The 12567-nt window shown below is 60.2% G+C and carries 10 protein-coding genes and 1 pseudogene; 9 read left to right on the top strand and 2 right to left on the bottom strand.

The annotated features are described in order from the left end of the window. Nucleotides 1–137: pseudogene (locus TRL7639_RS23415) on the top strand (sulfopyruvate decarboxylase subunit beta); the annotation flags it as partial. Here TRL7639_RS23415 and TRL7639_RS22215 read toward each other — a convergent pair. Together TRL7639_RS22215 and TRL7639_RS22210 are read right to left on the bottom strand one after the other, a co-directional pair. Beyond that, on the bottom strand, nt 115–1026 hold the full coding sequence (locus TRL7639_RS22215) for a LysR substrate-binding domain-containing protein (RefSeq protein ID WP_085798104.1): 912 nt from the start codon (nt 1024–1026) through the stop codon (nt 115–117). The pseudogene TRL7639_RS23415 and the gene TRL7639_RS22215 overlap by 23 nt on opposite strands. A 49-nt stretch (nt 1027–1075) precedes the next feature. Further along, nucleotides 1076–2095: a LacI family DNA-binding transcriptional regulator gene (locus TRL7639_RS22210; RefSeq protein ID WP_085798103.1), complete on the bottom strand. Its 1020-nt coding sequence runs from the start codon at nt 2093–2095 to the stop codon at nt 1076–1078. A 110-nt stretch (nt 2096–2205) separates the two neighbouring features. Here TRL7639_RS22210 and TRL7639_RS22205 point away from each other — a divergent pair, with 110 nt between their 5' ends. The 8 genes from TRL7639_RS22205 to TRL7639_RS22170 all read left to right on the top strand — a co-directional run bounded on the left by TRL7639_RS22205 (nt 2206) and on the right by TRL7639_RS22170 (nt 12520). Then, a complete protein-coding gene (locus TRL7639_RS22205; protein ID WP_085798102.1) occupies nt 2206–4533 on the top strand; it encodes a DUF1989 domain-containing protein in 2328 nt (775 codons plus the stop codon). Between the two features lie 30 nt (nt 4534–4563). Then, entirely contained in the window at nt 4564–5529 is a 966-nt protein-coding gene (locus TRL7639_RS22200) for an ABC transporter substrate-binding protein (protein WP_085798101.1), read from the top strand. A 68-nt stretch (nt 5530–5597) separates the two neighbouring features. Beyond that, nucleotides 5598–6647: a quaternary amine ABC transporter ATP-binding protein gene (locus tag TRL7639_RS22195; protein ID WP_085798100.1), complete on the top strand. Its 1050-nt coding sequence runs from the start codon at nt 5598–5600 to the stop codon at nt 6645–6647. 12 nt (nt 6648–6659) lie between these two features. Continuing rightward, the gene (locus TRL7639_RS22190) at nt 6660–8177 is read left to right on the top strand and encodes an ABC transporter permease (RefSeq protein WP_085798099.1); all 1518 of its coding nucleotides are present in this window, start codon (nt 6660–6662) and stop codon (nt 8175–8177) included. A 141-nt stretch (nt 8178–8318) separates the two neighbouring features. Then, on the top strand, nt 8319–9875 hold the full coding sequence (locus TRL7639_RS22185; protein WP_085798098.1) for a trimethylamine methyltransferase family protein: 1557 nt from the start codon (nt 8319–8321) through the stop codon (nt 9873–9875). Nucleotides 9876–9934: 59 nt separating this feature from the next. Then, nucleotides 9935–11038 carry a mandelate racemase/muconate lactonizing enzyme family protein gene (locus TRL7639_RS22180; RefSeq protein ID WP_085798097.1) on the top strand — a complete coding sequence of 368 codons (1104 nt, stop codon included), beginning with the start codon at nt 9935–9937 and terminating at the stop codon, nt 11036–11038. A gap of 16 nt (nt 11039–11054) precedes the next feature. Then, the gene (locus TRL7639_RS22175; RefSeq protein ID WP_085798096.1) at nt 11055–11789 is read left to right on the top strand and encodes an SDR family NAD(P)-dependent oxidoreductase; all 735 of its coding nucleotides are present in this window, start codon (nt 11055–11057) and stop codon (nt 11787–11789) included. Then, entirely contained in the window at nt 11786–12520 is a 735-nt protein-coding gene (locus TRL7639_RS22170; protein ID WP_085798095.1) for an SDR family NAD(P)-dependent oxidoreductase, read from the top strand. The genes TRL7639_RS22175 and TRL7639_RS22170 overlap by 4 nt, the downstream gene beginning before the upstream one ends. Nucleotides 12521–12567: the final 47 nt, after the last annotated feature.

The raw sequence follows: 12567 nt of genomic DNA, 5'->3' as shown, positions 1-12567 counted from the left end.
CACTGCAGGCGGCGCTGGACGGTGGCAAGATGACCGTGATCGTCAGCAAATGCGAAAGCGGCAACGCAAAAATGCCCGTCATCACAATGGACCCCGTCGTCATCAAGGACAGGTTCATGAAGGCTGTGCAGGCGTAAATTCACCGCCGTCGCGCGTTTCCGAGACGACGCGCGTGACGGCGGCAAGCAACCCCTCGACCAGACGTGTCTTGGCGCAATCCGCCCGTGTCAGAATCCCCAGCTGACGTTCCAATCCGAAGCTGTTCAATGGAATGCGCTGTAGCTGCGAGAACGCCGTATCGGGCACGCAGATATCTGGCACCACCGACACACCCAGGTCATGAGCCACCATGCTTGCCACGGATTCAAGCGAATCGAGCTCCATCGTTGCCTCGACCGTATAGCCCGCCTTGCTCAGCCATCGATCTGCCAATTGACCTACGGTGGCCCGCCTGCTGTGGCGAATAAATGGCCGGGTCTTCAACAAAGTATCGACGTCTGTTTCCCCAGCACCCGGTGCAACAATCAGAACTAAGGGTTCAACAGCAAAGGGGCGCCAGTCAAATCCTGGGTCTGGGGATCCTGGAATCGCAAGAATGGCCGCATCCAAACCGCGCCTTTCAACTTGCTCGATCAGCTCTTCTGACAAGCCCGGCACGATGCGCACGTGAAGTTGGGGGTAGGTTGCCACCAGTTGTTTCAGCACCCGAGGCACAAGTTCGCGCATCGTCGATTGCACCACACCCAAAGACAACTCTCCATAGAGTCGTGCCTCACCAATCAGATCGTCGAGCATTTGGTCATAGTCCTGAAGGACCGCGCGCGCGCGTGGGACCAAAGCCAGGCCAACAGCGTTGAGACGAGGAGAGCGCTCGGACCGATCAAACAGTTCGGTTTGGACCAGTTCCTCGAGTTTGCGCATCTGCTGGCCGACCGCAGCATGACTTACGCAAACCTGATCGGCAGCGGCGGCAAAGCTACCACGATCCGCAACGGCAACCAGGGTTCTGAGCAGAGTAAGCGACATATATCTGCATCCCCCGATTGGATAGGGAATGCAAGCGATGCATCCCGTTCTAGCCGTTTCGCTTGCGCCGAACCGTTGACCCGCGGACAATCAAGTGGGCGTCCAGCTGCTGGTGATCCGGTCGCGTGTCATGTTCAACCCAATTGGCCAAAGCGGTTGCGGCCTGCTCGCCCATTCTGTGAACGGGCAAATGCACTGTGGACAAGGGCGGCACAGTGACGGCTGAGCCCGGCAGATCGTCGATCCCCATCAGGGACAGATCTTGTGGCACGCTCACACCCATACCCTGCAACCCGAACAACATGCCCATGGCCAAAACGTCCGACAGGCACAAAATCGCATCAGGCTTTGGGCCATGTGAAAGAACTTGGCGCGCGGCCTCGGCCCCACCCTGCAGGCCAATCGGCGCCTCAACCCAGGACAGCTCGGTCTTTTGCTCAAACAATTTGAGCCCCCTGATCCGGTCCTGGGTTCGATCATTGTTCTGGGCCGGGCCATGTACCACAGCCACACGTCGGTGTCCCAGGTCATAGAGGTGCTCAAGTGCCAGCAATGCTGCCCCGCAATTGTCATAGCCGATGGTTGGCAACGCGCAGCTCTTGTCGAAATACGAGGTGGCAATCGTTGGCACACGGGCGCGATCTATCAGCGCCCTCAGATCCGCACTATGGGTGATGCCCGATACAATCAGCCCTTCGGCTCCGATGTCGAGCAAACCCTTGGCCTTGTTGGCCTCAAGTTCCTGATCGGAATTGGTTGTCGCCACAACCAGCGACAATTGATGCTCGCCCAACGTCCGTTCAAGTGCCGCCAGAAAGCGGGCAAAAATCGCGTTGTCCAGCGTCGGAACCAAGGCCCCTACAAACCGCGTACGTCCTGAGTTGATCGCCCGCGCAGCGGCACTTGGGACAAAGTTGAGCTGGTCAATCACCTCTTGAACGCGGGTGCGAGTCTTTTCGGTCACTGCATTGGGCGAATTCAAAACCCGCGAGACCGTCGCAACCGATACGCCAGCAGCCTTGGCCACGTCGCGCAGGTTCACCCGCTTCTTTCCGCTAACGTCAGTCATACCTTACCAAATACCCAGTCTCCCAACCCTTGCAAGATAAATTCTTGACACATGTAACTGGTTACATCAACCTATGTAACTGGTTACATTTTTCACGGAGGCTGGATTCGATGTCCGCTCCCACGATCTTGCGAGAGTTTTCAAACATCGGGTTTTCAAGCCCGGGGCGGAGCTTTCCCGGGTTTCAAACCGCTGCCGATGCACGGCCAATCGCCCTTTCGCCCCGCGATGCAGTGCGGATCGATATGGAACCGGGGGATTTGGTGTCCCTACACAACCTGACAGGTGATAGTTCTGTTTGGCTGGCGGGGTTCAACACCTTTGGCCAGGACACCCTGTCGGCAATCGGGTTGACCGCCAACGCCACGCTGGATCGCACGCTTGTCGATATCGATGCATTCCTGGGCTGGATCGCAGGTAAAGGTGGTGACCCGGACAAGGACATTCCGATTTGCATCGTTCAAGGCATCCGCGAACCTCTTGTCTTGAAGGCAACAGAAGCCCTCACTTGTTGGGCCATTTGCCCGATGCCAAGCCATCACCTGGTGACAGGTCGCGGTCTCAATTCTGTGTCGCTTGTCCACCAGCCCATGTCCCGCAATACCCCCCTCCTACCAATCCCCTTGGGTGAGGTGCGTGACGAATTCACCATCGCGCGGGGCACCGGGCAGGCCTATGAGGTTCGCAAAGGCGACATCATCCAGATTGTCGACATCGAAGGGCAGCAGTGTTCGGACTTCATGGCGTTGCGCATGGATGGGCTGGACAAGGGTCAGGAGTGGATGATCGACAGCACCGCGACCCGCTCGATGGTGCGGCGTGCGTACCCCGGTCCCGGCCTGCTGGACAAGTTCTTTGACCGCGAAATGCGACCGATGCTCAACGTTCTTCAGGACACATGCGGACAGCATGACACCTTTGGATTGGCCTGTACCGCGCGCGGCTACGAAGAACGCGGCTTTCCCGGTCACATCAATTGCTCGGACAACATGACGAACGCGCTTGATCCGTTTGGGGTGGCTCGTCGCGCTGCGTGGCCCGCGATCAACTTCTTCTGGAGCACCTGGATCGATCCCCACAGCCACCACATCCAAACCGAAGAAAGCCGTTCGCGCCCTGGCGACTATGTGGCGATGCGGGCGATGGATGACTTGGTTTGTGTCTCGACGGCCTGCCCGGACGATCTGGACCCGATCAACGGCTGGAACCCCACAGATATTCACGTCCGCATCTACCGCCCTGACGCCCCGATCCGGCGCGCGGTTGCCTATCGCGAAAAGGAAGACGCCCCGATGACCATCAGCCAGGAATCGGCTTTTCACGACCGGCTTGCTCCGTTGACCGAGCATTTCGCCCCGGCCCGCGACCTGTGGACGCCGGTCAGTTTCCCCAGCCACGGCACCTTGGGCGAATACTGGGCCTGCCGCGAGGCGGTCACGGTTCAGGACATGAGCGGGTTGCGCAAGTTTGATGTGATCGGCCCCGATGCCGAGCGTCTGCTGCAACAGGCCATGACCCGCAACATCGCAAAGCTGGCCGTTTGGCGCGGGACCTACAGCCTGCTCTGCGATGACAGCGGCACGGTGATCGACGACGGCACCTTGTTTCGTATGGGGTCCGAGCTGTTCCGCTGGTGCTGCGGGTCCGAGGAAAGCGGGCGTGTGTTTGAGGCACTTGCCACTGAGATGGGCCTGCAAGTGCGCATCCACGCCATGCGCGGCGCCCTGCCCAACCTGGCCATCCAGGGACCGAAATCCCGCGATCTGCTGCGCAAGATCGCCTTTACCCAGCCGCATGTACCGTCCCTGGATCAGTTGAAATGGTTCGGGGCAACCGTCGCTCGGCTGGACGACCGCGAAGGCGCGCCCTTCATGCTGTCCCGCTCGGGCTATACCGGCGAGCTGGGCTACGAAATTTTTTGCGCCAAGGCCGACGCTACCCGCATCTGGGACGCAATCATCGACGCCGGGGCCGAATTTGGCGTGACCCCGATGGGATCTGCGGCCCTGGAAGTCATCCGGATCGAGGCTGGTCTGGCCGCCGCAAATGCCGAGTTTGCGCCCGGTGTCGATGCCTTTGAGGCTGGCCTTGGCTTTGCCGTTGACCTGACCAAAACGGACTTCACTGGCAAGGCTGCGCTGGACCGCAACACCCGCGACCCGCGACGCGTACTAAAGGGCTTGCTGATCAACTGCGATGACGTGCCTGCTCATGGCGCTCCGGTCTTTGCCGGCGAGCGTCAGGTTGGTCAGGTCACTTCGGCGACGCGGTCCCCCAGTTTGGAACGGGCCATCGCCATCGTGCGGCTGGCCATAGAGCACGCCGAGGACGGAACCGAACTGGAGATTGGCCAGCTGGACGGACGCATGAAGCGTCTGACCGGCACCGTCACCGGCATCCCATTCATCGACCCACAAAGAAAACGCGCCCGGGCTTGAAACCGGGAACCCAATAGGAGGAGAAGACACATGAAGACACTCACAACACTTGCCGCATCGCTGGCCCTGACCCTGGCCGCGACCGGTGCCATGGCGCAGGAAAAGGTCATGGTTGGCGAACCCAGCTGGCCCGGTGCCAAGATCATGAGCCGCGTCATCGGTCAAATCATCGAAACCCGTTTGGGGGGCGAGGCCGGATATGCCCCCGGGGCCAATGCCGTCATCTTTGCTGCAATGGACGGCGGACGCGGCGACATCGACGTGCATCCCGATGTCTGGCTGCCGAACCAGTCGTCGTTCACCGACGAATACGTCGACCAGAAAGGCTCTGTTGCCCTGTCGTCGGGCAGCTATGAGGGCCGCGCAGGGTTCTGCACACCCACCTACATGGCCGACAAGCACAACATGAAGTCGATCTTTGATCTGGCAACGCCAATGGCGCAGGAGCTTTACGACACCAACGGCGACGGCAAGGGCGAGATCTGGGTCGGTGCCTCTGGCTGGGCCTCGACCAACGTGCACAAGGTCAAGGTGCGTGATTATGGGATCGAAACCTTCCTGGAGCCGTCAACCGAAGACGAAACCGTCTTTTATTCACGCCTCAAGGATGCCGTAGATCAGGAACAGGGCGTGGTGTTCTACTGCTACAGCCCGCACTACGTGCATGCTTTGTATGACGTGACCATGATCGAAGAGCCCGAGCATGATCCGGCGACCTACAAGATCGTACAGCCTGATCAGGACGCGGATTGGTACAACAAATCGTCGATCACCACAGGCGATCAGGTCAAGACCGTGACCGTGGCCTATTCCAAATCGCTGGAAGAGCGGAACCCGGCGGCGGCCTCGTTCCTGAGCCAGATCGACATGGACGCAGATGAGCTGTCGCAGCTGACCTATCAGGTCGTGATCCAGGGCAAGGATATCGACGCAGCCGTGTCCGATTGGCTCGCCGCCAACGGCGATACTGTTGATGGCTGGTTGGGCCTGAACTGAGCCAAACTGTGGCCGATTCCCGCCTATGGGGATCGGCCACTTCCACGCACGAAGATCAGGAGGGGACGATGACAGCTGAGATCGCAATCGACGCACGCAGCGTTTGGAAAGTGTTCGGCTCCAATGCAGATGAGGCGCTGAAAGCCATCCACGCCGAAGGCCTGAGCAAGGCCGAAGTGCTGGAGCGGTTCAACTGCGTAGTCGGAGTTGCGGATGCCAGTTTCAAGATCGAAACCGGCGAGCTGTTCTGCGTCATGGGCCTGTCGGGTTCTGGCAAGTCGACCCTCGTCCGGCACGTGAACCGCCTGCTGGAGCCCACCGACGGGCACATCTACATCGGCGGCGATGATGTCATGGGGCTGAGTGATGATGGGCTGCGTGACCTGCGCAATCGCCGCGTGGCAATGGTGTTTCAAAACTTTGGTCTGATGCCGCACCGCACAGTACGTGACAACGTGGCGATGCCGCTGGAAATTCGCGGCACGGGCAAGGCGCGCCGCTGGGAAGAGGCCGACCGCGTGCTTGATCTGGTCGAACTGTCGGGCTGGGAAGACAAATACGCGCACGAGCTTTCGGGCGGGATGCAACAGCGTGTGGGACTGGCCCGTGCCATTGCCGCCGACCCAGAAATCCTGCTGATGGATGAACCGTTCTCGGCCCTTGACCCGCTTATCCGCAAGCAGCTGCAGGATCAGTTCATGGCGCTGTCGCGTGAGTTGAAGAAAACCACGATGTTCATCACCCATGATTTGGATGAGGCCATTCGCATCGGTCACCGGATCGCGATCATGAAAGACGGGCGCATCGTGCAGGTCGGTACGCCCGAGGATATCATCTTGAACCCCGCCGACGATTATGTCGCCGACTTTGTGGCCGGCATCTCCAAGCTTCACATGATTTTTGCCCATGCCATCGTGGTGCCGGTCGCAGAATACGAGGCCGCAAATGGCTCACTGCCCGATGATTGCCATGAAGCGCACCCCGACATGGACCTACCCGACCTGATGGAGCTGAGCGTCAAGGGGCACGGGGTTATCGCGGTCAAACAGGATGGAAACATTCTGGGCATCATCGACCGAACGCGATTGATCCAATCCATCCAGGACAACCAGGCCTAAGGAGGGGCGGACATGAAACATGTGGACGTGAAAGACATCCAACCTGAAACCGCCGAACGTCTGTCCGGTCTGGTCGGAGAGTTTGTTGGACAAGGGCAGGACTACTACCGCCAGGTCTTTGCCTACATGATGGAAGCACCCGGGTTCCGGTTCACTTTTAACATCGCCGCCGGTTTGCTCGGCCCGATCTGGTTCGGGGCGCGCGGCCTGTGGTCCTGGTTCCTCAGCTTCATGGTGCTGGAAACGCTGGCCTGGATCCAAATCGGTCAGGGTCTGTTTGGCGATCTGGGACGCGAGGCGCGCACCCGCGCCGATCAGATCGCACAGACGTTGGAACTGCGTCGTCAGCAGATCGAAGCGGCCGAAGCCTCTGGTTCCGGCTCGCTTGACGCGTTGAAACGCGCTGCAACCTCGTTGGAAAACGCAATGACCGAGGCGCAGGCCACGGCAGCCGCGGCTGACGCCAGCGGGACGGTCTATCTTATCGTTGGCGTTGTGTTGCTGCTCGCAGTTAAAGGGCTCGCGGCCTCGGTCGCCAACTGGACGCTAGAGGGGCAATTCGCCCGCTGGCGCTCGGATCGGTCGGTGGCCAGCGGCTGGTCAATACCCCGGATGGGGTTGTCCATTGCCGTATTTGGAGCGGTCACGGTTCTGTCGACCATCAAGTTTGCGCAGCCTGACGCTATCGGCCTGCTCAAACAGTTCCCCACCAACCGTGATTGGCGTTTGAACGTGGGCGACGGCATTCAGGTGGCGTTCGACTGGACCAAAACCGCCGGTCGCGGGTTTTTTGACGGGCTGACCTATGGCATGCGCACTCTGCTTGACTGGATCGAGGTTGTCCTGGTCGACACCCCCTGGCCGGTTGTGGCCCTCGTCATTGTCATGCTGGCCTGGTTGTCCGCTGGCCCGCGTGTCGCGATCTTTACCGGCGCTGCTCTGGCCTATCTTGGCCTGCTCGATTTCTGGGAAAAGGCGATGACAACGATTGCGCTGCTCGGGGCCGCAGCGCTGATTTCGATCACACTTGGCATCCCGCTTGGCATCTACTGCGCGCGCAGGCCCAAGGTCTTTGCCGTGGTTCGTCCGATCCTGGACTTCATGCAGTCCATGCCGTCCTTCGTCTATCTCATCCCGGTTGTCGCGTTCATCGGGTCCGGTAAGCCGGCAGGCGTCGTCGCGACCATGATCTTTGGCAGCCCGCCGGTCATTCGCTTTACCGTTCTGGGCCTGCAACAGGTGCCGGAAACCGTGCGCGAGGCGGCAATGGCCTTTGGGGCAACCCCCCGCTACCTGCTCTGGCGCGTGGATCTGCCGCTGGCGCACAAAACGATCATGGCCGGCGTGAACCAGACAATCTTGTTGTCGCTGGCGATGGTGGTTGTCGCCTCGCTGATCGGCGCCAAGGGATTGGGCGAGGACGTTCTGGAAGCGTTGCAATACGCCGCTGCGGGTCAGGGCATTCTGGCCGGATTGGCAATCCTGTTCTGCGCCCTGATTCTCGACCGGATCGTGGCCGGAAAACGCTAGTTGTACAAACACGACACGGGAGCGGCGGTTTTTGCCGGTCCCGTTCGATGACATGTCGGTTTCTGCATCCACATTTCGGAAACCTGCACGTCAAACGGCCCATGCGACAGGCATGCTGCATTCAAACAGGAGATCGTCGCCATGACCCAACTCGCCACTGCGCCGCGCGCCCGTTCGGGTGGCAGGCAAGCCCGCCGCGCCCTGCGCACGGCCCCGAAATTCGACATGCTGCCCGGCCTGACCGGCAAGATCCCTCTATGCGAGGTGATGGACGGGGCCCAGGTCGAGCGCATCGACAACGCGTCGATGGACATTCTGGAAAACGTGGGGGTCCAGTTCCGTGATCCCATTGCGTTGGAGGATTGGAAAAAGGCCGGGGCCAAGGTCGAAGGCGAGCTGGTGTATCTGGACCGCGGTTTGGTTCGCGAACTGATCAAAACGATCCCGTCGGACTTCACCTATCACGCGCGCGATCCAAAAAAGAATGTGCGCCTTGGCGGTCGGCATTCAATCTTTGTTCCGATGACAGGCGCGCCCTTCCTGCGCGATCTGGATGACGTGCGCCGCAACCCGACGCTGGATGATTTGGCGATGTTCCACAAGCTATCGCACATGATGCCTGCGCTGCATTCCTCGGCGCACCACATCGTGGAACCCTACGATCACCCGATCAGCCAGCGGCATTTGCGCATCACCTATTCGTCGATGAAGCATTCGGACAAGACGTTCATGGGCATGACCACCTCGCCCAAGAACGCCGAGGATGTGATGGACATGTGCGCGATCCTCTTTGGCGAAGAGTTCATGGAAACGCACCCCGTCACCACCGGCAACTGCAACGGCAACTCGCCGCTGGTGTGGGACGAAACCATGTTAGGGGCAATGCGGGCGTTTTGCCGTCGTAACCAGCCCGTGCTCTGCTCTCCCTTTGTCTTGGGCGGTGCCAACACGCCCGCCAGCGTTCCCGCCACAGTCGCGCAGTTGAACGCGGAGGCGTTGAGCGCGCTGGCCTACACCCAGGTGATCCGCAAGGGTGCACCGGCGATTTATGGTCACTACCTGTCGACCGTGTCGATGAAATCTGGCGCGCCAATGGCCGGCACGCCCGAGATTTCGCTGATGAACTTCATGATCGGCCAGATGGCGCGCTATTACGGTGTGCCATGGCGCACCTCGAACACGCTTGGTGGGGCCAAGACGTTCGATGCTCAGGCCGGGTATGAATCGGCGACGACGCTGCAAGCTGTCATGCATGCCGGCGCCAACTACATCTGGCACAGCGCGGGCTGGAACGAGGCCGGGATGCACTGCTCAACAGCCAAATTCATCGTCGACGCCGAACAATGCGCAATGGCCTATCGTATGGCCGAAGGTCCCAAATGGGGTGATTTCGATCAGGCTCTGTCAGCTGTTCCTGATGTGGGTCCGGGCGGTCATTATCTGGGGCATCCCCACACGCAAGAAAACTTCCAAGAAGCGTTCTTCATGCCTGATATGTTCGACAACAACTCGATCGAGCAATGGGTGGCCGAAGGCAGTGTCGAGATCACCGAACGCGCCCTGAACCACGCCCGCAAGCTGCTGTCTGAGTATCAGGAGCCAACCCTCGACATCGCCAAGAACGAAGAGCTGTTGGACTATATCGCTCGGCGCGAACGAGAAATCCCGGCCGCCGACGAGCTGAACCAAGATTACTAATTCACTCCCCTACTGGCTCGCCCCGACAACGGGCGGGCCTTTTTTCGTGAGGGTCCCCTTTGAAGATCGCCGAAATTCACATCTATCAGCACGACCTTCCAGTCAAAAATGGCCCCTATACCATGGCCAAGGCGCAGGTTTGGGCACTGGACACGACGCTTGTCAAAATGGTCTCGGACACCGGTTTGATCGGCTGGGGCGAAACATGCCCTGTTGGTCCAACCTATGCCGAATCCCACGCAGGCGGCGCGCGTGCGGCCCTTATGCAGATGGCTCCGGATCTGATCGGGACAGAGGTCGCCCCATTGACCCTACATCGCGCGATGGACGGCCTGCTCAACGGGCACAACTACGCCAAGGCGGCCATCGACATCGCGGCGCATGATCTGCTGGGCAAACACCTGGGTGTCAGCGTGTCCGAACTGCTCGGTGGGGCCGCGACCAACCGTGTGCCGTCCTACTACGCCACAGGCGTCGGCACTCCGGATGACATCGCTCGGCTTGCCCGCGACAAGATGGCCGAAGGGTACCCACGCCTGCAGATCAAAGTCGGCGGGCGTCCGGTCGAGATCGACGTCGAGGTCATCCGTAAGGTTTGGGAGGTCGTCCAAGGCTCAGGTATGCGCCTAGCGGCCGATGGCAACCGGGGTTGGACAACGCGCGACGCGTTGCGGGTCAGCCGGGAATGCCCCGATGTTCCCTTCATCATGGAACAGCCCTGCAACACGATTGAGGATCTGCAAAAGATCCGCCCGCAGATCACCCATGGTCTTTACATGGACGAAAGCAGCACCTCGCTGAACACTGTCATCACCGCCGCTGGAACCGGGTTGGTGGATGGGTTCGGCATGAAGGTCACCCGCATCGGCGGCTTGCACCCGATGCGTGCCTTCCGCGACATTTGCGAGGCGCGCAACCTGCCGCACACCTGCGATGACAGCTGGGGCGGGGACATCATCGCCGCCGCTTGCACCCATATCGGGGCCACCGTCCGCCCCGATCTGCTCGAAGGGGTTTGGCTGGCCGCGCCTTACATCCAGGGGCATTATGACACCGCAAACGGCATCCGCGTCGAAGGTGGCCACATCGCAGTTCCAACCGGTCCGGGATTGGGGATCACACCGGATGAAACCCTGTTCGGGCCACCCGTCGCAGAGTTCTGACAACAAGAGGTCGAGCATGGATTTTCAAGGGAAACGCGCCCTCGTCACAGGTGCCGCAGGCGGTATCGGAGCCGCCATCGTCAATCGCTTACGCGCGGCCGGGGCTCAAGTCGCGGTGGCAGACCGCATGACAGATAGTGTCGACGCGGACGCCCACCTGCCCGGTGATCTGCTGAATGAGAGTTATGCCGATGGCCTGCCCGCCGCAGCGATCGAGGCGCTCGGAGGCCTGGACATTGTGATCAACAACGCGGGCGTGATTACCCGAGGGCCGGTCACAGAAACTTCGGATGCCGATTGGCAACTGTCGATGGGCGTCAACGTTGAGGCACCGTTCCGCATCTGCCGCGCCGCGATCCCGCTGATGGCGGAATCCGGCGGCGGCGCAATCGTCAACACCGCCTCTTGTTGGGGCGGAAAAGCGCCGGGGCCAAACCACGCGCTTTATTGCATGACCAAGGCGGCGATCGCGTCACTGACCCAATGCATGGGGATGGACCACGCGCACCAAGGCATCCGCATCAACGCGGTCTGTCCGAATGAGGTGAACACACCCATGTTGCGCAGCGGGTTCGAAAAGCGCGGCTTTGATCCTGACACAGCCGTCGCGAAACTGGGCCAATCCGTGCCACTAGGCCGGATCGCCGAACCCGATGACATTGCAGATGTTGTGCTTTTCCTGGCCTCAGATGCTGCGCGCTACATGTGCGGAGCCCTGGTCGAAGTGAACGGAGGTAAGCCGGTCTCATGAAACGGTTCGACGGAAAGGTCGCCTTGGTCACCGGCGGACGCAGCGGCATCGGTCAGGCCATCGCCCGCCGCCTGCGTGACGAAGGCGCACGGGTCTTCACAGCACAGCGAGGCATTGATCCCGAATTCGAACAAGTCACTGCTGATTTCTCGAACCCAAATGCGCCCGGCAAAGTGATTTCTGATATTATCGCTCAAACGGGCCAACTCGACACTGTCGTGAACAATGCAGGTAAGATGCAAGAAGCTCGGGTCGAGGACATGAGCCTTGCTGATTGGAACAGGACGCTCACCATCAACCTCACCGCACCGTTCCTGATGATCCAGGCCGCCCTGCCCCACCTGCGCGACACCAAGGGCAGTATCGTCAACGTGGGTTCCATCGAGGGGTTTGGGAGCAATCCGGGCCACACCGCCTATTGCGCCTCCAAAGCCGGGTTGCATGGGCTGACACGCGCGGTTGCCGTGGATCACGGTCCCGAGGGCATCCGCTGCAACGCCGTCGCGCCCGGCTGGATTGACACCGAATTGAACGAAGATTTCATCGACAGCATGCCAGACCCACAGGCTTTTCGCCGAGAAATTGCAGGCATCCACCCCGTCGCGCGAACCGGCAATCCCGAAGAAGTTGCTGCGCTGGTGGCTTTCCTGGCTTCAAAAGACGCCTCTTTCATCACCGGGCAAGTTTACACCGTCGATGGAGGAAGAATGGCTCAGCTCAGCCTGCCCTGATCCCCCCTCTTCTTCTTGCTAAAAATATCCCGGGGGAGGAGCGCAGC

Source organism: Falsiruegeria litorea R37, assembly GCF_900172225.1.
Lineage (GTDB): Bacteria > Pseudomonadota > Alphaproteobacteria > Rhodobacterales > Rhodobacteraceae > Falsiruegeria > Falsiruegeria litorea.
The sequence above is the reverse complement of the archived record's forward strand: the minus strand, read 5'-3'. Positions and strand labels throughout refer to the sequence as shown.